Source organism: Adhaeribacter sp. (genome assembly GCF_057359045.1).
This window is the reverse complement of sequence record NZ_JBMQUD010000089.1, coordinates 1-22,797: the sequence shown is the minus strand read 5'-3', so window position 1 is coordinate 22,797 and position 22,797 is coordinate 1. Positions and strand designations below refer to the sequence as shown.

General features: G+C 44.3%; 16 protein-coding genes. 8 read left to right on the top strand and 8 right to left on the bottom strand.

All coding sequences use genetic code 11. The features are described from left to right. Positions 1 to 333 precede the first annotated feature (333 nt). The 5 genes from ACO1R6_RS14015 to ACO1R6_RS13995 form a co-directional block, all read right to left on the bottom strand. On the bottom strand, positions 334 to 3,387 hold the full coding sequence (locus ACO1R6_RS14015; protein ID WP_486265508.1) for a tetratricopeptide repeat protein: 3,054 nt from the start codon (positions 3,385 to 3,387) through the stop codon (positions 334 to 336). A 15-nt stretch (positions 3,388 to 3,402) separates the two neighbouring features. Next, positions 3,403 to 3,690: an Asp-tRNA(Asn)/Glu-tRNA(Gln) amidotransferase subunit GatC gene (gene gatC / locus ACO1R6_RS14010; RefSeq protein ID WP_486265507.1), complete on the bottom strand. Its 288-nt coding sequence runs from the start codon at positions 3,688 to 3,690 to the stop codon at positions 3,403 to 3,405. After that, positions 3,632 to 4,432 carry a lysophospholipid acyltransferase family protein gene (locus tag ACO1R6_RS14005; RefSeq protein WP_486265506.1) on the bottom strand — a complete coding sequence of 267 codons (801 nt, stop codon included), beginning with the start codon at positions 4,430 to 4,432 and terminating at the stop codon, positions 3,632 to 3,634. The genes gatC and ACO1R6_RS14005 overlap by 59 nt, the downstream gene beginning before the upstream one ends. A 75-nt stretch (positions 4,433 to 4,507) precedes the next feature. Further along, the gene (locus ACO1R6_RS14000) at positions 4,508 to 5,080 is read right to left on the bottom strand and encodes an NUDIX domain-containing protein (protein ID WP_486265504.1); all 573 of its coding nucleotides are present in this window, start codon (positions 5,078 to 5,080) and stop codon (positions 4,508 to 4,510) included. Between the two features lie 220 nt (positions 5,081 to 5,300). After that, positions 5,301 to 6,473, bottom strand: a complete 1,173-nt coding sequence (locus ACO1R6_RS13995; RefSeq protein WP_486265503.1) for an AI-2E family transporter — start codon at positions 6,471 to 6,473, stop codon at positions 5,301 to 5,303. 154 nt (positions 6,474 to 6,627) lie between these two features. Between ACO1R6_RS13995 and ACO1R6_RS13990 the strand changes: the two genes are divergently transcribed. Continuing rightward, a complete protein-coding gene (locus ACO1R6_RS13990) occupies positions 6,628 to 7,563 on the top strand; it encodes a sugar phosphate isomerase/epimerase family protein (RefSeq protein ID WP_486265501.1) in 936 nt (311 codons plus the stop codon). A gap of 39 nt (positions 7,564 to 7,602) precedes the next feature. Here ACO1R6_RS13990 and ACO1R6_RS13985 read toward each other — a convergent pair whose 3' ends face one another. Both ACO1R6_RS13985 and hemE read right to left on the bottom strand, forming a co-directional pair. After that, positions 7,603 to 8,025, bottom strand: a complete 423-nt coding sequence (locus tag ACO1R6_RS13985; protein WP_486265498.1) for a hypothetical protein — start codon at positions 8,023 to 8,025, stop codon at positions 7,603 to 7,605. Positions 8,026 to 8,497: 472 nt separating this feature from the next. Further along, positions 8,498 to 9,538, bottom strand: coding sequence for a uroporphyrinogen decarboxylase (gene hemE, locus ACO1R6_RS13980; RefSeq protein ID WP_486265496.1), 1,041 nt, complete (start codon positions 9,536 to 9,538; stop codon positions 8,498 to 8,500). A gap of 335 nt (positions 9,539 to 9,873) precedes the next feature. Here hemE and ACO1R6_RS13975 point away from each other — a divergent pair, with 335 nt between their 5' ends. Together ACO1R6_RS13975 and ACO1R6_RS13970 are read left to right on the top strand one after the other, a co-directional pair. Continuing rightward, positions 9,874 to 10,950, top strand: a complete 1,077-nt coding sequence (locus tag ACO1R6_RS13975) for a glycoside hydrolase family 76 protein (RefSeq protein ID WP_486265494.1) — start codon at positions 9,874 to 9,876, stop codon at positions 10,948 to 10,950. A gap of 96 nt (positions 10,951 to 11,046) precedes the next feature. Next, the gene (locus tag ACO1R6_RS13970; RefSeq protein WP_486265493.1) at positions 11,047 to 13,329 is read left to right on the top strand and encodes a GH92 family glycosyl hydrolase; all 2,283 of its coding nucleotides are present in this window, start codon (positions 11,047 to 11,049) and stop codon (positions 13,327 to 13,329) included. 118 nt (positions 13,330 to 13,447) lie between these two features. Here ACO1R6_RS13970 and ACO1R6_RS13965 read toward each other — a convergent pair whose 3' ends face one another. Then, complete coding sequence (locus tag ACO1R6_RS13965) at positions 13,448 to 14,065, bottom strand: MarC family protein (RefSeq protein WP_486265491.1); 618 nt, start codon at positions 14,063 to 14,065, stop codon at positions 13,448 to 13,450. A 240-nt stretch (positions 14,066 to 14,305) separates the two neighbouring features. Between ACO1R6_RS13965 and ACO1R6_RS13960 the strand changes: the two genes are divergently transcribed. The 5 genes from ACO1R6_RS13960 (at position 14,306) to ACO1R6_RS13940 (ending at position 22,726) form a co-directional block, all read left to right on the top strand. Next, positions 14,306 to 15,439, top strand: a complete 1,134-nt coding sequence (locus tag ACO1R6_RS13960; RefSeq protein ID WP_486265489.1) for a 5-(carboxyamino)imidazole ribonucleotide synthase — start codon at positions 14,306 to 14,308, stop codon at positions 15,437 to 15,439. Beyond that, the gene (gene purE / locus ACO1R6_RS13955) at positions 15,436 to 15,966 is read left to right on the top strand and encodes a 5-(carboxyamino)imidazole ribonucleotide mutase (protein WP_486265487.1); all 531 of its coding nucleotides are present in this window, start codon (positions 15,436 to 15,438) and stop codon (positions 15,964 to 15,966) included. Before ACO1R6_RS13960 ends, purE begins: the two co-directional genes overlap by 4 nt. Before the next feature lie 10 nt (positions 15,967 to 15,976). After that, entirely contained in the window at positions 15,977 to 17,074 is a 1,098-nt protein-coding gene (locus ACO1R6_RS13950) for an acyltransferase family protein (RefSeq protein ID WP_486265486.1), read from the top strand. A 178-nt stretch (positions 17,075 to 17,252) separates the two neighbouring features. Then, the gene (locus ACO1R6_RS13945) at positions 17,253 to 19,505 is read left to right on the top strand and encodes a TonB-dependent receptor (protein WP_486265485.1); all 2,253 of its coding nucleotides are present in this window, start codon (positions 17,253 to 17,255) and stop codon (positions 19,503 to 19,505) included. A 965-nt stretch (positions 19,506 to 20,470) separates the two neighbouring features. Further along, positions 20,471 to 22,726: a hypothetical protein gene (locus ACO1R6_RS13940; protein ID WP_486265484.1), complete on the top strand. Its 2,256-nt coding sequence runs from the start codon at positions 20,471 to 20,473 to the stop codon at positions 22,724 to 22,726. Positions 22,727 to 22,797: the final 71 nt, after the last annotated feature.

Here is a 22,797-nt window from a genome sequence, read left to right as displayed (position 1 = left end):
AGCTCTGATGGCTTTTCGGGAAGTTTGTTTTACCCCTAATACCTGGTTTTAACCTTGGGCAACTGTTGTAGAAACCTTGTACAAAGTAAATTTTTAAATTATTTATGAGTAAATATTTCTGACCTCATTAATCGGAGCAAACAATATTTACAACGCTTTTATTCAGGTTGTGCAACGGGCAAATCAGACAAAATAATCCCTTCTGGTAAATAGTTGCTGCCATAGTAAGCAGCAAAATAAATACTAAATATTAGGAGTATCAATCCGGCAAGTTTTAAAACCTGCCAGATCTAATCTACAACAGAGGTCTTTTTATTATTTGGTATAATCAGGTTATTGCGGGATTAAACCCAAGGCTATTTCTCTTTGCCTAACTCTGGCTTCGTACTCGGGCCGGAAAGCAGCCATTTCGGCCGGCGAAATTAATTCGGCTAAATCTTCCAGTGCAGTTTCGGCAAAACCAGCGTAGCCGGCTTCTACACTTTGTAAAATATATGCTTTGTAAATGGCCGGCTCGTGCGGATTGTAAGTAATGCTGTTGAGCAGCAAATCGTAAGCCTCGTTTTTGCGGTTTAGTTTACCGTTAAAAAAGTTGGCTGCCGCTAGTACGGTAGGTACATGGTAAGGCATAGCCATTAAAGCCTGGTTGTAAAACCGGCGGGCCTGGGGTACATTATTTTGTTTTTCGGCTACTTGCGCCTGGTAAAATAATTTCAGGTTTTGGTCTAAGCCTTCCAGGTGCATAAGGGGCAAAGCCTTGGCCAAAGCATCTAGTTGCTCCGTGCGCAGCATTATTTCGGCCTGTAAAATATTAACCTCCGATAATAATTTATTTTTTTGGGTAAGCTGGGGTAATAAATTATCGAGCACCTGCATGGCCGCGGGCCAGTTCTGGTTAGCTACATAAAAAGCGGTTAATTCTTTTTGAGCCATATTTTTTAGTTCCGGCTGATTTACGGAGCTGGCAATAGCTACAAATTCCTGACCGGACAGGTTACTGTTGAGCCCTTGGTTTAACTGCAAATATTGTACTTTTAAAGAATCCCGGCCGCTTTGGATTACCTGGTTAGCCGAAGCCTGTAACAAAAACTGCAGCCGGTTAGCTTGCTCAGCAACAGCCGGGTCGTTGGCCTGCGACAATTCACCGGCCAAAAGCAAAGCATCGGTGGCACGGTTAGGTAAAAAGGCTAAGGCATACAGGTGGTGTAAAGGTGCGTCCGGCGAACCTTTGGCTTGCGCCTGGGCAAAATGGTTGGCAGCTTCGGTGTATAATTTTTGCTGAAGTAACTGCAAACCAATCAGGTCGAGGAGATAAGCCGAGTAAGTTGCTTCGGTGCCGGCCAGGTTTTCGAGCGTAGTGCGGGCGGCCAAAGTTTGGTTAAGCCGTTGTTGCACGTAAGCCCGCAACAATTTTAAATCTAAATGATAAGCCGAATTTTCTTCGCTCGCCAGGTAAATATTTATGCGGTCTAAAGCTTTTTTATCTGCCGGTATACGGTTGCGCAAAATGCCATGGTAAAAGCTGGTAAAAGTTTCGGGCAGTAGTTTATTTGCCGTGGGCAGTTGCAGGGCTTCGGTAGCTAATTTTTGTTTTGTGAAACTTTCCAGGAGCAGCAAATTACTGGTAAGGGGCAGGTGTTTTCCGGCTTTCTGGCCTTGCGCCAGGGTTATGGCTTGTTTGCCCAAACCGTTGAGCAGGTAAAATGCCAGCCGGTTACTCGTAATGGTATTTTGCCATTCTTTCTGGTTTTCGGCGCGGTTAAAGAAATATTCGGCCGAATCGACCATAGAAGTGCTGGCGTAAACCAATGCCTGGTTGTTTAACAAGGGCACGTTTTCGGGAAATTTTCTAAGACCTTCTTTTAAAGCAAACATGCGGTCGAAGAAATGCTGCTGGTCGGGGTATTTATTTGCTAACCGGATGTAAACTTTCGGGTCGGGGTATAATTTGCGGGCTTCGTTTAGTTGGTTTATTTCGCTTTGCCAGTAATCTTTTTCGCGGTAAATGGCCGCCTGGGCGTAAGTGGCCTTTAAATTATTATGTTCGTAAACACTGCTTTCGGCGTAAAATTTAAGCGCCAGAATATCGCCTTCAGTGGCCGTATAATAATCGCCTAAATAATTATAATAACCTGCCACCGCCCGGTTGTAAACCATGTAATTAGTCCGGAACAACAGGGCCACGAGTAAAATGGTACCCATGATGTAAATAGTATATACCGGAATTACTTTGGGTTCGTAAACTACCCGGTAAACCCGCAGCCTTTGCCCTAATAATCGCCCAAAATTTACCAGGATATAAATCAGGAAAATAAAGCCGTAAGCCAGGTGGGTGTATACAATAAAATCGGAGAAGGTGCGGATAAGCGAATCGTTGACGGTGGCAAAGGCGTAGCCAATGCTGGCAAAAGCCACGCACGCAAAAACCAGGTATAAAAAAGAAGCCCCGTTCTGAAAAGAGATAAAATTTTGATAAACCCGCTCGCGCTGAAACGTACCCCAAAACCCAACCACTGCCGAAATAAGCAGAATCAGAAAGCTGTTGAGCAATACGATGTCGAGATCCAGCAAGCCGGTTTGCCGGAAATACAAGAGAAGCAGGTTGAGTAAATACAAACCCACAATCAGCAGAAACTGCCAAAGGCCAAAGCGGCGCTGCGGATTCTCGGATTGGGTATTAAACCACAACAAACCCAGAATATTCTCCCACGATACCCAGAATATAAATAACAACGCACCTACCAGAAACCCCGGCGAACTATAATTAATTAAATGTAAAGTAATGTGGCCGGCCGGGAGTGGAGCCGTGGTGTATAAAAAAACAGCAATACCGGTAACGAGTAAAGTAAAAATTACTAGCCGCCGGGTAAAAGAAACATTCGGAAAAAAGGCCTGGAGCAAAAAGGTGGTGCCACCCAGTAAGGTTAAAATAGAAATTAGTAAATATTGTTTCTGGCCACCAAAAATGCCCAGTAAATCAAAATTAAAGGTGGCTAAAAATAGCATTAGGAGCAGCAAAGCCGCAAAAAACAAAGTTTGCCGCAAAGTACTGGCTACGGCCAAAAAATAGATTAAAGCAATGGTAAGCAAACCCAGAAATATACCGGCGGCTACCAGATTAGGTTTAGGAACCCCGGCTTCGAACTGCTCGGTTAAAATAAAGCCTTTTAGTTGCACCGGAAACTCCTGCAAGAGTACCGATATTTTATCTACTGGTAAATTTACGGCCTGGGCTTCGGTAACTATTTGCCAGGGAACCACCTGGTCAGAACCGGTAAAATAATAATAAACGGCAGCGGCCAGGGCCAACAGGCTTACCAGCAGTAAAAAAAGAAAAGGATACCGGGTATCCTTATTCGTGGCAAAACTAAAAAGCAGTTGTTTCATGCAGGCGGGTTAAGCTTATTCCAGTACTTTGGGTACTCTGAAATAATCCGAATCTTTTTTAGGAGCGTTACGCAAGCCTTGCTCGTGGGTTATGGCGTTTAAAGCCACATCTTCGCGCAAAACATTTACTTCTTCCGACATGTGGGTTAACGGTTCTACAGCCGAAGTATCTAGTTCGCGTAACTTCTCCATCCAGTCCAGGATTTTATTCAGGTCCTGCAGCATTTCCTGTTCTTTGTTTTCGTCAAATTCCAGACGGGCTAAGTGGGCTAGTTTCCGGATGGTTTGTATATCGGTGCTCATGTTGGTGGGCTTTAAGTTCGTTTTGAATAATATTAAAGGTTTTATTTTTTAAGCTAGGTAAATCGGCCAGGGTTAAGCCGGCGGTGGCAATAGGTTCGTGAATAATCATTTTAAGCGGATGCCATTGCACAATAAATTTGCCGTCTACGTCGGGTAAAAAAATGTGGTTATAGGGCATGGTAACCGGTACCAGCGGCGTTTGGGTTTCAATAGCCAGTTTAAACGGACCATCTTTAAAAGGCAGCATATCGTGGCCGGCAGTTTCCGAAATAGTACCTTCCGGAAAAATAACAATGCTGCGCCCTTCTTTAATGGTTTTTTTAGACCGGATGTACGAACGGGCACTGCTCACCGGGTTCCGCCGATCAACGGTAATATACAGCTTGTTGTAAATAGGCCCCCACAAAGGTACTTTGGCTAAACCATCTTTCCCGACAAAATTTAAAAAACCCGGAATGGTTTGCAATAGCAAAGGAATATCTATGTAAGAGCTGTGGTTGGGCGCAAAAATATACGTTTTACCGGTTTTAATGTGCTGACGTCCTTTTATAGTTACCGGCAAACCGTACAACCGGAGCTGCAAACCCGACCAGAGCCGGTTGAGCGTATGGGCGTGGCGGTACCAGGCCGGCCGGGTAGTAAAAACCACAAATAACGGATAAAACAGGAAAAATGGCACCAGGAAAGATACCACACACCAGGCAGCATAAATTTTCCGGACTATCAGATTAAGCAGTTTCATCACCCTCAAAATTAGGAATTATGTAGCTAAAACCACAGGTTTACCCTAAAAATTCCGCTTTAAAGGCTTTAAAGTTTAAGCACCCTGGCGCTCGTTTAATATTTTTTGGGCTTTTAAAATACCAGCTACGCTAATACAATCGGTTATTTTGTTGTCCATTACCATTTGTACGGCTTCGGCAAAAGGCAATTTTTTTATGCGCAGGTCTTCGGTTTCTTCAAATTCCGTTTCGCCGGCAATTAAATCCTCAGCTAAAAAAACAAAGCCTTCTTCGTCGGTTACGGAGTTAGAGGTATGCAAACGGGCAATGTTGGTCCAGCGGCGGGCGGTAAAACCGGTTTCTTCTTTTAATTCGCGCTTCGCCGATTCCAGTAAATCTATCTCGATTAAACCACCGCCCATGGGTATTTCCCAGGAATATTCGTTTAGCGCGTACCGGTACTGACCAATCAGGTAAGTATTTCCTTCAGCATCGATGGGAATAATGCCAATAGCTTTGTTTTTCATGTGCACCACGCCGTAAATGCCCTGGCCGCCTTTGGGGTTTATTACCTGGTCTTCGCGTACGCTAATCCAGGGGTTTTGGTAAACATTTTGCGACGAAAGGGTTTGCCAGGGATTGTGATCTTCGTTGTAGTTACTCTGCATTTTCTGATTTTTGAATAAACAAAAGTAAGGCCGGCCCGCCATTTTATAAGCATACTGGCCAAAAGCCTACATATTTAGCTATTTATTTTGATTTGGATACTACCGCTGTAGCCTTAACTTGGTTGCCGGCGCGGCCTAAAAACTCTCGGTTTATTTAGGAAAATTTTGCTGTTTAGGCATTAGTGTAGGGCGACCGTTAAATGCTGGTATTAATATTTATTTAAGTTTTGGCCGTTTTCACGGCTTTGGGTTTGCGCCGGAAACGCCAGATTTCGCCTTTGTGCCGTTGCGGTACCTGGTCGCCGAAAAGTTTGCCCCAAGGTTTAAGGTATTCTATCCGGTCGAATATTATTTTGAGCACAGCGATAAACGGAATAGATAAAAACATACCCGAAACCCCCCATAAAGCGCCGCCGCATAGCACCGCCAGTAACGAGATTAAAGCATTAATCTGTACTTTAGACGAAACAATCATGGGCACCAGAAAATTATTATCGACAAACTGAATAACCGAATATGCCAGAATAATTAATAACTGGGTGGTGTAGCCATCTTGGGTAATGGTTACCATGAGCACAGGTAAAAAAAGTGCCACAAGGCCGCCAATGTAAGGCAATAAATTTAAGATGGCCCCAATTATACCCAGTAATATGGCATAGTTTACGCCCAGCAAAAGCAAAGCGCCAGAGTTTAAAACCGCAATAATCAGGGTTTCGATTAACAAACCAACTACGTAGCTTTTAATAGCTGTTTTGGTTTCCTGGAGTACTTCGGCCAGGTGGTCGGAGTGGGCCCGCGTAAAAGCCTCGTATAAAAAATTCAGGATCAAGGTTTTGTAATAAAGCAGCAGGAAAATATATATCGGAATTAAAAATATTACGCTAAAAACACCCAAAGCGCCGGTTACAGTGCTGCCAATCAGGTTTTTACTTTTACTAACGGTTTCGTTTAAAAACTTGGTTTGCTTTTGAATGCTAATCCCGAAGGTATTATAAATCCAGGTTTCCAGGTCCAGCAAAATGCTTTTATACCGCTGTTTAAGTTCCGGGAGCATTTCGCCGAATTGAATGAGTTGGAGGGACAAAAAATACAAAATGGCACTTACTACCAGAATTGCCAGCAAAACGGTAAGTACAATAGAAGGTACCCGGGGTATTTTAAGGGCCATTAATTTATTATGCACCGAGTTAAGCAGGATGGCGAATAATCCGGCAAAGGCCAAGGGAATCAGAATATCAGACAGCATATATAAAATATATACTGCCAGGGTAAGCCCTAATAAAATAAGCGTACTCTTTTTGTAAAAAGGTTCTGGCTCCATATTGGCTAAAAAATATAAAAAGCAACCGGTAAATATAATATTAATTGCATCAGAACCGGCGGGCAGGAGCATACCTTTTTAAATTAAGTAACCTAGCTGTATTAGCTACACTTGTTGTTTAAATACAACTTGCCTTAAAAGCTATTTTAGAGGTACTTAGGCTATTTGTAAGCAGAATAATTTAACCTGAAGTTGTATTTTAAAGCTTAAATATTAGTTTTACAGCATGGCTGATTCTTTTGTAAACCGGAGAGATTCTTTAAAAATGTTAAGTGCTGCCGCCGGCTTGGCTTTGTTGCCTGGTGCTGGCCAGGCCCAACCCGTTGCCCCACCAAGCTTTACCTATTGCCTGAACATGAGCACCATTCGGGGCCAGAAGCTGGGCTTTGTAAAAGAACTGGAAGTAGCGGCTAAAGCGGGTTTCCGGTCGGTAGAAATCTGGATGAATTCTTTGCAGGAATATTTAGACGCCGGTGGTACCCTAGCCGATGCGCGCAAACGCCTGCAAGACCTGGGCCTGAAAGTAGAAAATGCCATTGGCTTTGCCAATTGGATTGTAGACGATGACACCAACCGGCGCAAAGGCCTGGACTTGCTAAAACGCGAAATGGACGAGTTGGCTCAATTGGGTTGCCCCCGCACCGCCGCTCCGCCTGCCGGCGCTACCCAGGGTAGCCGCCTGGATTTAAAAAAAGCCGCCGAACGGTATCGCCAAATATTAGAATTAGGCCAGCAAACCGGGGTAGTACCTCAACTCGAATTATGGGGCTTTTCGGAAAATTTAAGCCGGCTGAGCGATGTTTTGTACGTTGCCACCGAAAGCGGGCATCCGCAGGCCCGGCTCCTGCTCGATGTGTACCACCTGTACAAAGGTGGCACCAGCCTCGATAGTTTGCATTTAGTGGGCAAACCCGCCATTGAAATTTTTCACGTAAACGATTATGCTGCTACTTTCGATAGGGCCACCATTACCGATGCCGACCGGATTTATACCGGCGACGGGGCAGCACCCATCCGCCGCATATTGCAAGCCCTGCGCCCGCCCGACCGGCCACTCATTATTTCTTTTGAAGTTTTTAATAAAAGTTACTACGCCCAGGATGCTTTGCTGGTAGCGCAAACAGCATTGGCTAAAATGAAAGCCGTTACCAAAGGTTTGTAAACCCCAGGCTAAATATTTCAATAACTACAGCTACTTGGTTTAATAACTGCTGGACAATTTTAGTTTTGCCTTTTGCCGCCGCGCAAACCATTCTTTTGCCGCCGTACGGCTTTTTACTAATTTAAGGTTTACTGGCAGTTGGTTGGTATTTATTATTAATTGAATAACCTGGTATAAGTTATTATCCCAATGGAAATCCGGCGATTCCAGCAGAGCAATATTGCGTAGAGGCGTTTCTGATACGTGCTGGAGTATTTGGTTAATTATTCCATCCGTCAGTACGCCACCCATGGGTATACCAGAATCTAAAATTAAGTTAGAGACTTTATTTTGCTGAATGGTGGTAAACAGGGTAATAATGGTTTGGATAAATAAAGCCGATTCTACTTCCAGGTCATCGTGCCATTTGGCGGTTAAGATATTGGATTTTGCTTCGTAGGTTAATTGTATTAAATTATTCACGCTGGTAAGGCTATTGATATTAAATTATAGATCAGTTTGCTGTAGTTTTTTTATTTTCTTTTTAGTTGATTTTTCATAAACAATAAACCAGGTAATGTTTATTAGCTTTTGGATAGTAAGGGCTTGGGATTTAAGACTACAAGCCTTTGCTCAGTGCCTAAGACATGGGAATGCGGCACCTTAAAAAGGCTTAAGAAATAAATAGAGAGAGGGTAGGTTTTACTTAACAGGTACTGTGGATTTTAATGCTGCAATTTTATTAATTGGTAAAAAAATGGCAACAATTTAGTCAAATATATTTTTCGGGTAAGGTTACCTTAAAGAACAGCGGGTGTACGAGCACGTTTGCTATTAGACTAGTTTGTGCCGTAACAATGAAGGGTTTTGTGTTTGAAACCCATTTAAAAGAAAAATCCTGTTTATCGCAGCGCGATAAACAGGATTTTTCTTTTAAATAGCTAAATAAGTTTTTTTAATGGGGCGGCAAATGCCGGTATTCTTTTACTGCCTGCACAAAACATCTTACTTTATCAGGATCGGTATCGGGGTAAACCCCGTGTCCCAAGTTAGCAATATGCCGGTAGGGGCCAAAAGCAGCGAGCATCCGGTGGGTTTCGGCGGTAACTTGTTCGTAAGAACCGTACAACGCGCAAGGGTCCAGGTTGCCTTGCAAGGTTTTATCTGGGCCAATAGCTTGCCGCGATGTTGCTATATCCATATTCCAGTCCAGGCCAACAACGCTGCAATTTAAGCGGGCAAAATCGGCAAGAGCAAAAAATGCACCCTTGGCAAATACGGTTACAGGCACTTCGGTAATAGCAGCGCAAATCTGGGCAATGTAGCGCCCCGAAAATTCCTGGTATTGTGCCGGCGATAAAATACCTGCCCACGAATCGAATATTTGCACCAGGTTGGCCCCGGCCGTTACCTGGGCTTTCAAATATTTAATAGTAGTATCGGTTATTTTTTGCAGTAAAGTATGCGCCATCTGGGGCTCGGTATATAACATTTTGCGGGCCTTTGAAAACGTTTTGGAGCCGTGGCCTTCTACCATGTACGCCAGAATCGTCCAGGGGGCACCGGCAAAACCCAGCAGTGGCACCCGGCCATTTAAGGCTTTTTTGGTAATCCGGATGGCTTCGTATACATATTCCAGTTCCAGGTGGGCATCTTCCGAACGCAATTCTTCTACATCGGCCAGGCACTGAATAGTTTTGGGAAAGTGTGGCCCGCGTTGCTCTACCATGTCGTAAGGCAAACCCATGGCTTCGGGTACTACCAAAATATCCGAAAAAATAATTGCGGCATCTACATCCAGTAAATCTACCGGCTGAATGGTAACTTCAGCGGCTAGCTCCGGCGTTTCGGCCAGTTCTTTAAAGCCGCTTACGCTGCTGCGTACAGCGCGGTATTCCGGTAAAATCCGGCCGGCCTGGCGCATAAGCCACACTGGCGTCCGTTCAGTTTCTTCGCCGCGGGCGGCCCGTAAAAGCAAATCATTTTTTAACTGCATGGCACAAAGATAAGCGAAGCGGCCGAAGGTTAAAAGTTATCGCCAAAAAGTTAAACGCCAAAATATTCCCCGTACTACATAAAATACCAAAAGTAGCTTAGGTAAAAGCGGCTAAAGTATACGCCACCTAATATTTATGCTAAGCAATTTGCTTCCCTAAGAAAACACCTAACAGAATATCAGCACCTGAATTTTTGAGATACATAAGGGGTTTAATGATGATTGTAATAAATTTAACCCGAATGTATTTGTTTAATGCGCTTAATTATTTTACTTGCTAAAACGTTTTATGTTTTTAGTATACAGCTTAATATTCCTGCTTGCTGCCCAACCCCATGAAAAAAATTAGTTTTGTTTTTGCCTTAATTATTTACCTGACCAGTCCTGTGTTCGGCCAAAAAACAACGCCAGCCGAGTATAAAAACCGGGTAAAACTACTGCACGATAATATTTATCAGACTTTTTATAAGCCTACTACCGGTTTATTTATTGAAACGAATAATACTAGCCGTAACGAAAATCCGCATTCTTATTTGTGGCCCTTGTGCGGTTTAATTCAGGCGGTTAACGAAATGGAGCGTCTGGAGCCCTCCAAAACGTACATGGACCCGGTTATTAAAGCCATTAACCAATATTACAATGCCAATCCGCCGGCCCCGGGGTACCAGGCGTATGTAACAAAAGAAAAAATAGATACCCGTTACATTGATGATAACCAGTGGATTGGTATTGCTTACATGGATGCGTATGCCCGCACCAAAAACAAAAAGTACCTCACTTTAGCCGAAGAAATTTATAAGTTTATGCTTACCGGCTACGACGAGGCCGGTGGCGGCGGTTTGTACTGGCGGGAAAACGATAAAACAACCAAAAATACCTGTTCTAATGGTCCGGGCATTATTCTGGCCTTGCAGCTTTACGGGGCTACAGCGCAAAAAAGCTATCTCCAAACGGCCACTGAGCTTTACAACTGGACAAATAAATATTTGCTGGCACCCGAAGGGGTTTATTACGATGCCCTTAAACTGCCCAGCCTGAAAATAGATTCGGCGCGCTATACCTACAACACCGGCACCATGCTGCAGTCTAATGTAATGTTTTACCGCATTACCAAAGACAAAAAATATTTAGCTGAGGCCCAGCGCATTGCCCAGGTTGCCGAAAAATATTTTTACCGCAACCATAAATTACCCCGCGATTATTGGTTTAATGCCGTTTTTTTACGCGGTTACCTGGCCTTGTATGAGGTAGATAAAAATAAAAAGCAATTACAGTTTATTATCGACGATGCCGACCGCGTGTGGCAACAGGAACGTGATAACCAGAATTTATTGGGTAAGGGCAACGCCAAAAAATTAATCGATCAGGCGGCTATGGTAGAAATATACGCCCGGCTGGCCTTATTAAAATAAAGCCTTAGCGGCTAAATGGCTATCTGTCAAAAAATATTCTTTTAACCTTTACGCATGCCGGTAAGCCAAAGGCAAAATTACACAACACCACATATAATGTATATCAGAATTGCTTTTCTAATAATTGCTTTGTTGCCGGTAACCTTTACGGGGCGGGCCGCCGATCCGGGACTAGTAAATTATGTAAATACCTTGCAGGGCACCAATTCTTCTTTTGAGCTAACCCGCGGCAACACGTACCCCACTACCGCTTTGCCGTTTGCCATGCATACCTGGTCGGCGCAAACTGGTAAAAACGGCGATGGCTGGAAATACCAGTTTGCCGCCGATTCTATCCGGGGATTTCAGCAGGCCCACCAATGCAGCTCCTGGACGAACGATTATGCGGTTTTTTCGCTGATGCCGGTAACGGGTAAGTTAGCGCTAAACCAATACCAGCGGGCCGCGCGGTTTCAGCACCAAAACGAGATAGCCAAACCGCATTATTATAAAGTAAAACTCGATAATAATATTACCACCGAAATGAGCCCGACGGAACGGGGGGCACACCTGCGTTTTACTTTTCCGCGCTCGGGGAGTTCTTATATTGTGCTGGATGGATACACCGGCATGAGCCAGGTAAAAATCTGGCCAAAGGAACGCAAAATTACCGGCTATGTGCGCAACGGCCGGGGCTTACAACCAAATTTCAAAAATTACTTTGTTATAATTTTTGATAAACCATTCCAAACGCAAGGTATTTGGGAGAACCGGCAAGGCCAGATTTTAAACCAGGTGCTCGCGCAGGAAGGAGCAGGCATAGGCGCTTACCTGCAGTTTAAAAACGGCGAAACCGTACAAGCTAAAATTGCCTCGTCTTATATAAGCCCGGAGCAGGCCGAATTAAACCTGCAGCAAGAGTTAGGTAAATTTAAAAAGCTGGAAGATACCAAAGCGGCGGCCGAAAAAATCTGGAATCAGCACCTGGGCCGGGTTTTAGTAAATGGGGGCTCCGAAGACGAGAAAGCTACTTTTTATTCTTGTTTTTTCCGGGCCAGCCTTTTCTCGCGTAAATTTTTTGAATTAAATGCCCACGGCAAACCTTATTATTTCAGCCCTTACGACGGCAAAATTCACCAGGGATATTTATACACCGATACCGGTTTCTGGGATACTTTCCGGGCGCAGTTTCCTTTAAATACCATTTTGCACCCCATCATGCACGGCCAGTATGTAAGTGCACTGCTCGATGCCCAGGAGCAATGCGGTTGGTTGCCTTCGTGGTCTTTTCCGGGCGAGGCCGGCAGTATGATTGGGAACCACGCCATTTCGTTGCTGGCCGATGCCTGGGTAAAAGGCATTCGTACTTTCGACCCGCAAAAAGCGCTGGCGGCATATTACCACGAGGTTACCAATAAAGGTCCGTGGGGGCCGGCCAACGGGCGCGACGGCTGGAAAGAATATTTTACGTTGGGATATGTGCCATATCCGCAGTACCGCGAAGCAACTGCCAAAACTTTAGAATATGCCTACGACGATTTTTGCGGTTACCAGTTGGCCAAACTTACCGGAAATAAATTTTATGAGCAGATTTTTGCCCGGCAAATGTATAATTATAAAAATGTGTACGACCCAACTACCCGGTTTATGCGGGGCAAAAAGCTTAACGGCGAGTGGGTGCCCAATTTCGATCCGGTAGAGTGGGGTGGGCCTTTTACCGAAGGCAATGCCTGGCATTACCAGTGGTCGGTTTTTCAGGATGTACAAGGGCTAATTAATTTAATGCGCGGCGAAAAGAATTTTACTGCCAAATTAGATTCGGTGCTCTCAGTGCCCAATACCGTAAAAGTAGGTACGTACGGCCGGCACATCCACGAAATGACCGAAATGGTAATGGCCAACATGGGGCAATACGCGCACGGCAACCAGCCCATCCAGCACATGCCTTACCTGTATAATTATGCCGGCGAACCCTGGAAAGCCCAAGACTTAACCCGAACCATTATGCGCAAATTGTATAATGCCACCGAAAATGGCTATCCCGGCGACGAAGACCAAGGGCAAACCTCTTCGTGGTATGTACTAAGCGCACTGGGTTTTTACAGTGTTTGCCCCGGCACCGACGAGTACGTATTCGGGAGCCCAGTATTTAACAAAGCAACTATTACCTTAGAAAACGGCAAGCGCTTTACCGTAGAAGCTAATAACAATAGTCCCGAAAACGTATATATTCAATCGGCTACGCTAAACGGCAAACCTTATACCGCTAATTTTATCCGCCACCAGGATATTGTAAACGGCGGGATTTTACATTTTGAAATGGGCCCTCAGCCCGCTTTAAACCGCGGCTTGCAACCCCAAGACAAGCCTTTTTCGCTCACCAGCCAAAGTATAAAATAAAATAAATATTGTTTGGCGCTGGCGTATGCTTACCAGGCTATATAAATATTTGAGGTTTATTCTGGTTGCTATAAGATTTTCTGGCAGGCTTAAAAAGGCTTAAACTGGTGCTCATATATTATTTAAAAAGCGCAATTAAAGCCGAGGTAATAAAATTAGCGCCAATGGCTAACGTAATAAAGCCCATGATTTTAGAAAGAGCGGCCAAACCTGATTTGCCCATTACCCGCGTAAGCCGGTGCGATGAAATCAGAATAAAATAACTGGCTGCGGCTACCAGCAAAATGGCCAGAATGGTAATCCCCATGTTTACATAAGAAAGTGATTTGGTAAACATACCAATACTCACCGCAATGGCTCCCGGTCCCGATAACATAGGCATAGCCAGCGGGGTAAAAGAAATATCTTCTTTCTGAATACCTTCTTCTACCACGTCTTTTGAAATTTTACGGCCCGGTTCCGATTTGGTAGCCAATAAATCGAAGCCCGCTTTTAAAATCATGATGCCGCCGGCAATACGCAAATCGTGAATGCGTAACCCAAAAAAGTTGAGTACGTATTGCCCGGCAAAAAAGAATACCGTTAAAACCAAAAACATGTAAATGCTGGCTTGCCGGGCCATTAAGTTCCGGTGTTCGGCCGTGTCGTCTTGGGTAAGAGTCAGGAAAACCGGCATGGCGCCAAACGGGTTTACCACAGAGAACAACGCCGAAAAAGTAGCGAGTAAAATTTCCATATTTCCAGAATTACAGAAGTAAATGTAGGCATAGCCCACGAAACTCCCATTACGCAGGTGTTAAATATCCGTTGAACCCAATAAATTATCGCGTACTGGGCCATAAATCTTTCAATTTATTACCTGTTTCTGGTTTTGGGGTAAAAGCTTACGTGTGGTAACAAAGCCCGGATTAGCCGAAAAATAAAGCCTGCTTTAACAGAAAATTTCTAATTTTGAACCCTGATTACAAATTCAAAGATGATACACGGAGAAACCAGGTTAGGTATTTTGGGCGGCGGACAATTAGGCCGCATGCTATTGCAAGCCGGAATTGATTTAAACCTGTACACATTAATTCTGGACCCCGATGCCGAAGCGCCCTGCAAGCATTTATGTCAGGAGTTTTACCAGGGCAGTTTCGCCGATTTTGATACGGTTTATAATTTTGGCCGGAAATGCGATGTGCTTACCATTGAAATTGAGCACGTAAACGTAGAGGCTCTTTTTAAATTACAGGCCGAAGGCATAAAAGTTTATCCTAACCCCGAAGCCATTAGAATTATTCAGGATAAAGGCTTGCAAAAGCAATTTTTCCGCGAAAATAATATTCCTACCGCCGATTTCAGGTTAATCGAAAACCAAACCGAGCTCGCCCAAAACTTGGATTTCTTTCCGGTTTTTCAGAAACTGCGCCGCTTTGGTTACGATGGCCGCGGGGTAATCCGTTTGGCCTCGGCCAGTGATTTAGATAAAAGTTTTGCGGAGCCGTCGGTGCTGGAAAAGCTCGTTCCTTTTGAAAAAGAAATTGCTGTAATTGCCGCACGCAACGCCCGCGGCGAAGTGAGGTGCTTCCCGGCCGTAGAACTTTCTTTTCATCCGGAGCACAACTTGGTAGATTATTTGTTCTCGCCGGCCAATATTTCTGCTACCGTAGAAGCCGCCGCCCAGGCATTGGCTACCCAAGTAATTACTGCTTTTGATATGGTTGGTTTACTGGCCGTAGAAATGTTTCTGACACCCGAAGGCGAATTGCTGGTAAACGAAGTAGCGCCCCGGCCCCACAACAGCGGTCATCATACGTACAAAGCCAACCATACCTCGCAGTTTGAGCAGCATTTACGGGCCATTCTAAATTTACCTTTGGGCAATACCGCCTTACATAGCGCGGCTGTTATGTTAAATTTATTGGGCGAAGCTGGTTTTTTCGGCGAGGCCAGGTACGAAGGTGCCGAGCAAGCACTGGCAGTGCCGGGGGTAACCATCCATTTATACGGTAAAAAATTTACCCGGCCTTTCCGCAAAATGGGCCATTTAACCATAACGGCCGCCAGCCTAACCGAAGCTCGCCAGAAAACCGAAAACGTAAAAGATTTAGTAAAAGTAAAAGCATGAGCACAACTCCCGAGGCTACCCAAACGCCGGTAGTAGGTATTATTATGGGCAGCCAGTCCGATTTAAAAGTTATGCAGGCGGCCGCCGATATTTTAAAAGGATTAAATATTCCATTTGAAATAACCATAGTTTCGGCGCACCGTACCCCGCACCGCATGTTTGATTACGCTGAAAATGCCCGGAAACGCGGCCTGAAAGTAATTATTGCCGGCGCCGGCGGAGCCGCACATTTGCCCGGTATGGTTGCCGCTATTACCACCTTGCCGGTTATTGGCGTACCGGTAAAATCCAGCAATTCTATCGATGGTTGGGATTCCGTGTTATCTATTCTGCAAATGCCAACCGGGGTGCCCGTTGCCACCGTTGCCCTGAATGGGGCGGCCAACGCCGGATTACTCGCTGCCCAAATATTAAGCACCGCCAACCCGGTTATAGCCGGTAGCTTGGAACAGTATCGCGAAATCCAGAAAGACAAAGTAATGCGCGCCGTAGAAGAGCTCCGGAAAGGCGGATTAGAAGAAGATTAATTTATATCTTATGCGGAAGCAGCCATCCAGATTGTATTTCCCGGCTTTAACCGGGTTACGGTTTGTGGCTGCTTCTATGGTATTTTTGCTGCATTATAATTATGCAATTTCGCTGCATGTTCCGGATTGGGTAGCTAAGCTGCTTGGTGAGTTTCATACGGGAGTAGCGATTTTTTTTGTTCTTAGTGGCTTTTTGATAACTCATCAGTATCAACATTATTCTTTTTCATCGGTCCGGACTTATTGGTTCTACTTCCTTACTCGGCTTGGACGCATTCTGCCTTTGTATATTCCGGTGTTTTGGGAACTGCACAGTCGGTGGCTTTTTTCTATACCAGATTTAGCTTTACACTTAACCTTGTTAAAAGGCTATTTTAAGAAGGTGCATTTATCTGGAGTAGTACAGGCCTGGACCTTAACAGTTGAACTTTCTTTTTACACCCTAGCCCCTCTGATTTTTTGGTTAGCCCGTAAAGGGAGTATACTATTACCTTATATTCTCACACTGCTTACGGGAGTGTTTTTAACTGGTATTGGTCATATATTAAGTATTATAGGTTACAATGCTTATGGCTTTATGCCAGATTTAAGTTTTACTGCCTGGAATACCTTTTTTGGCCGTTCTACTGAGTTTTTTATGGGAATGGGATTAGCCTACTACTTAAATTCCAGAACTAGTTATAAAATTACTTTTGCCCCATTCCCTGGTTTTTACACTTACAGCGGTTTAAGCCTGTTCGGGTTGCTCTTATTTCTGATTACTATGGAAGCCAAAGGTAATAATGCGGGTATTACCACCTGGTACGGAATGGGGCTGCATAATTTAATTCTTCCTTTTAGCATTGTGGTGCTGCTTTATGGTTTAATGCATGAGAAATCCTGGTTAAGCCAAATCCTTTCTTCGCCGCTATTTATTTTATTGGGCAATGCTTCTTATGCCTTTTACCTGTTTCATTTAGGCCGGGTCGGGAACATTGCCGCCAAAATGGTGGATAATAGTTTATTACTGCAATTTACTTTACTGTGGGTCTTCTCTGTATTTACCTACTTGGTTTGGGAAAAGCCTATTTACAAGTGGGTGAAAAATAAATTGCAAAGACTTACTTAGTAGCGCTTCTGCCTTTCTCCGGTTTACTCTTCTATTACTACAAATTAAAAGTATTTATAACAACCATGTACGGTTTTTAGAAGTATACTGTTGTTGAATTTAGGTTTATCTAAAAATATGTTTATGATATAATGTATATTGTTGTTTAATTTGCTGAAATTTAAATTTTGATATATCTATGATAAAAAAACTACTTTTATGCTGGTTGCTTCTAATTATTGAAGTAGGATATATTGAGGCTCAAGTAAAAACCGGAGAAATAAAAGGCCAGGTACGGTCGGGCGGAGAACCCGTGCCATTTGCAACTGTAGGCCTTATAGGCACCACTCAAGGTACCAACACCAATGAAGACGGGTATTTTAAGTTAGAAAAATTAACGCCGGGTAATTACCAGCTACAGGTAAGCGCAGTTGGTTACCAAAAAATTAAAAAGCCCATAACGGTACAAGGGGAGGAGTTAACGCTCAATATTCATTTAAATAAATCGGAGCAGGCGCTACAAGAGGTAGTGGTAACCGGTAACCTGAAAGAAACTTACGCCAAGCTGTCGCCGGTACACATTTCGGTTTATACGCCCAAGCTTTTCCAGAAAAATCCTACGCCCAGCATTTTTGAAGCCTTGCAAATGGTAAATGGTGTGCAACCCCAGCTTAACTGCAATGTGTGCAACACCGGCGATATTCATATAAACGGCATGGAAGGCCCCTACACCATGGTAACCCTCGATGGCATGCCCATTGTAAGTTCGTTGGCCAGCGTATACGGTCTGAGCGGCATACCCAATAGTTTGGTGCAGCGCATAGAAGTGGTAAAAGGCCCGGCATCTACCTTGTATGGGTCAGAAGCCGTAGGCGGATTAATCAATATTATTACCAAAAACCCAGCCGATGCGCCCAAAGTGTCGGCCGAAATAATGGCTACCTCGCACCAGGAATTTAATGCCGATGTGGCCCTGAAAGCCCAGGTAAAAAAAGCCCATACGTTAGTAGGCATCAATGCTTTTAACTTTGGTAATCGCCGCGATGTGAACCATGATAATTTTACCGATATTACTTTACAAAAGCGGATTTCTGTTTTTAATAAATGGAGCCTGAGCCGGCCCGAAAACAAAGTAGCCAACCTGGCGGCGCGCTATTTGTACGAAGATCGTTGGGGTGGCGAAATGCAATGGACACCGGCTTTCCGAGGCGGCGATAGCATTTACGGCGAATCTATTTATACCAGCCGCTTAGAAATAATTGGCGCTTACCAGTTGCCGGTGCCCACCCCCATTACCTGGCAATTTTCTTACAATAGTCACCGCCAAAACTCTGCCTACGGCAATACTGCTTTTCGGGCCCAGCAAAATATTGCTTTTAGCCAGTTTTTATGGAACAAGCAGTGGCTGCGGCACGATGTACTGATGGGTTTGCCATTCCGGTTTACTTTTTACGACGATAATACGCCGGGTACCCAAACCCGCGCCGGCCATAACCAACCCCAACGCTTGTATTTACCCGGCTTTTTTGTGCAAGACGAAATAAAAAATACCGAAAAACTAACTTCATTGTTTGGCCTGCGCTACGATTATAATTTTACCCACGGAGGTATATTTTCGCCGCGGGCCAGTTTTAAACTCGCACCTAATATGAGCAATATTTTCCGGCTGAATGTGGGCAATGGCTACCGGGTAGTAAACTTGTTTACCGAAGAGCACGCCGCCCTTACCGGTGCCCGCGAAGTAGTAGTGCCGGAAACCCTTAAACCCGAACGCTCGTGGAATGCCAGCCTGAATTACCAGAAATTTATTGATCGGCCTAACGGCTATCTTACCCTCGACGGCAGCATGTTTTACACCTACTTTACCAACCGGATTATTGGCGATTTCCTGACAAACCCGGACCAGATAATTTACCAGAACCTGCGAGGCTATGCCATTTCACGCGGCTTAAACTTAAACCTCGACTGGGCTTTTACCTTTCCTTTAAAAATAAACCTGGGCACTACGCTCATGGATGTATATTCTAGGCAGGAGCAGGAAGTTGGTAAAGCGCAAAAAATTCCGCAACTCCACGCGCCGAAAGTTTCGGGTACTTATGCCGTTAGTTATACCTTTAAAAAAGCCGGTCTTACCCTCGATTACACGGGCAGGCTATACGGCCCCATGTTTTTACCGGTGCTGGAAAATGATTATCGTCCCGAAAAATCGCCGTGGTTTGCGCTGGATAACTTGCAGCTAACAAAAAAGCTACCCTATGGGCTGGAGCTATACGGCGGCTTAAAAAACCTATACAATTTTCTGCCCCAAAATCCCTTAATGCGCCCCTTTGATCCGTTTGATAAAAAGGTAGACGTAGATAACCCGAATAATTATACTTTTGATACTTCCTACAATTATGCCCCCATGCAGGGCCGCCGGAGTTTTATAGGCTTGCGGTGGCGTTTAGATTAAAAGCTGCTTTATTAAACCTGATGTTACTTCTGTGGGTATTAAATAAGATAAATATTTTGCTCAGGAATTAAAGGTTATGCTCAAGACGTAGCAAATGCGCCATGGGTGGTGATAACACCACCCATTTTTTATTAAACAATAAAAATATTATAGCTATCAGGCCAATACAAAGACTCCCTTTATTGCTTTCAGAATAAACAGACCAGATTCAGAATGAAGATGAAAAATGCCCTTGCTAAAGTAAGATTTTAAGCGTGTAAGTAGTATTTTATTTTGTACGCGTTAATGCAGATTAGCTCGTTTTTTTAATTCTTCTGGTTCTACAGGGCTAAAACTACTTGTAATGAAAATATTGCATATATAATTATACTTACTTTTAAGTATATTTTATAAATATTTCTGGTTTTGCTTGCACCAGAATAAATACCTGAGTATAATTGCTTTGTAATTAGCATTTTAGCTAATAGCACAATGCTTACAATAGGCATAACAAGCCTGAAACCTGATCTTTTTGAAACAGCGCGCGGTTTTAAGAATCAGGTAAAACTCCTGGTGGTACAAAGCAAATACTGGCTTTGTTGTTCTAAATCTTCTACAATTTTCTGTTTTCTTAATCCTTGTTTTTAGCTTAACCTATTCAGGCGCTTAAGTAGCTATGGGCTTTATTTTCTTTATGTTACATATAAAGAAAAGCAACAATTAATTCAGGCTAATGCGGGTAAAACAGGTTTTATGAAACCAGATAAATTTAATATTTGAGCTATCAAAAGCTTCTATTTAGCCATCAGGTCTAAAATTCAATTCAATTATTTCTGCTGTGTTGTTGGCCAGGAGTAAAAGCAAAAACTAGGGTTTGCTTTTGAAACGCTGCTGGTACGGTGTTGCCTATGTTTTCTTAGGCGAGTATTCCCTTTTTAGATTTTCTGCTTCCCCTTCATAATTCATCATCTTAATTTTTTAAAACTATGAACAATTCATTTAACCTTACACCGGGTTCTACCGACCCCACCAACCCTACCGACAACCTGGAGGCTGCCGGGGTAGCCAATTTACTCCAGGGCAATGGCTTAACAGATCACCAGCATCCGGAAATGGATAATGCGGCCAATCTGGTAATCGGGCCGGACCCTTCTTTAACGGCTCCCCCCGACGATATTGTTTATCCGGATGAAAAGTCTGAACCAGATTTAGCGGCATTCCGGAGCAGCCAGGGCATTGCCGACCCAATACCAACGCCCATTCCAACCGGACCGATTCTGGCCCGCCGCACCGTTTCGGGAAGTTATGCCGGTACTGCTTCCGGTTTCCGGCTCGATTTACGGGTAGATGTAGATAGGGCCGGTAAATTAAATATGGCCAGCTTCGATTTCTTTACCATGGGCAGCGTGGTAAGTTATTATGGTTCTTTTATCCTGAACAGTCCAACCATAAGCTACACCAGTACGCTGGCGGTACTAAACGGGGCAATTACCGGCACCCGCACCATGTGGGCCAACCGGATCCGGATTTCGATTCCCCGGAGTACCATTATCCAGCCCGCCGGTGCCGCTACAGTTACTTTCTTTAATAATACTACCGCCGGGGCAGTTTATACCTGTACGTTTCAGTCGAGTTACTTCCGGACGGTACGCCTGGAAACTGATGTAGAGGCCGGTACAACGCTGCTGGGCGATTACAACACCGGTTCATTTACCAACCCCAGCCCAAACCGGATTTTAAACGTGGTTAAAGCCTACCAGGAAGCCGGTATTAATATGGTGTATACAGGTAATAACAACGTTATTAATACCAATGAGGCCGGTACCGATAGCCGCTGGACCGAGAGCGAAATGCACGCCAGTATGGTAAACCACTTTAGTGTATTCAGCAATCAGCCGCAATGGTCGGTTTGGTTATTTGCCGCCCGGCGCGCCACCAGCAACACCTTATTGGGCATTATGTTCGATTACTTAGGCTCCCGGCCGCACCGCCAGGGTTGTGCTGTTTTCCAGGATACCATTCAGTCGTATCATCCCAGTGCCAACGATTATAACCGGCATTTGCTGTATACCTATGTGCACGAACTGGGTCACGCTTTTAATTTGCTGCATTCCTGGGATAAAGCGAGGCCCAGCAGCTTAAGCTGGATGAACTACGATTGGCGTTACGACCAACTAAACGGGGCTGGCAGCTATTGGACCAACTTTGGGTTTAATTTTGATACCGGCGAATTAACACACATGCGGCATGGTTTCCGGAGTGCCGTAATTATGGGTGGCAACGATTGGGCGGCCGGGGCTGGTTTGGAAGAACCGCACAGCCACGCCGAGGTATTTGCCTCCGAAATGCTGGAAAACAATAGTGGCCTGAAACTGGAAATAGCAGCGGCTAAAAAGGCTTATGCCCTGGGCGAGCCGGTAGTAGTAGAAATAAAACTACGGGCCATGGACTTAAATGGCAAACTGGTAAATACCAACCTGCACCCCAAATATGAGCAGGTAAAAGTAGGCATCCGGAAACCCAATGGCCACGTAGTAACGTACGAATCGGTGGGTCACAATTGTGCCATTCCTAAATTAGAAAAATTAGCGCCGGAAAATAATACCGCTTACGCGAGCGCCTATATTGGTTACGGGAAAGATGGTTTTTATTTCGATCAGCCGGGTATTTACAAACTAAAAGCGGCTTACCTGAACCTGGATGGCAGTATTTTGCAGTCCGAAGAAATTACAATCCGGGTAAAATCGCCGTTGAGCAAAGCCGAAGACGAAATTGCCGATTTGTATTTTACCGACGATGCCGGTATGTTGTTTTACTTGCTAGGTTCTGATAGCCCTACTTTGCGCAAAGGCATGGCCGACATGAAACTGGTAAGCGATAAGTACAAAAACAACGACTTAAGCGTTTATGCCGAACTGGTGCTGGGGGTAAATTGCGGCATGAAATTTAAAACCGTAGATGCCCAAACCAACACCGTAGTTACCCGCAACCGCGATTTAACCGAATCGGCTAATAATTTAAGCAAAGTGTTTAAAGCTTCTAAAGGCGATAACGGTATTGATAATATTACTTTAAACTGGGCTTACCGGCACCTAGCCAAAGGTTTTGTACTGGAAGGTGATACCCAAACTGCCCAAGCCGTGGTTAAGGAAATGGAAGAAACGTTTAAAGCCAAAAACTTAAAACCTGCCGTACAGCAAACCATTGCAGCCCAAGCCGATGCTGTTTTAAAAGTAAAATAGCTTTGGCTTACTACAGGTGCCCATAAAGTTTGTAGACTTGGTTTACCGGTAATTACAAGCATAATTTACGG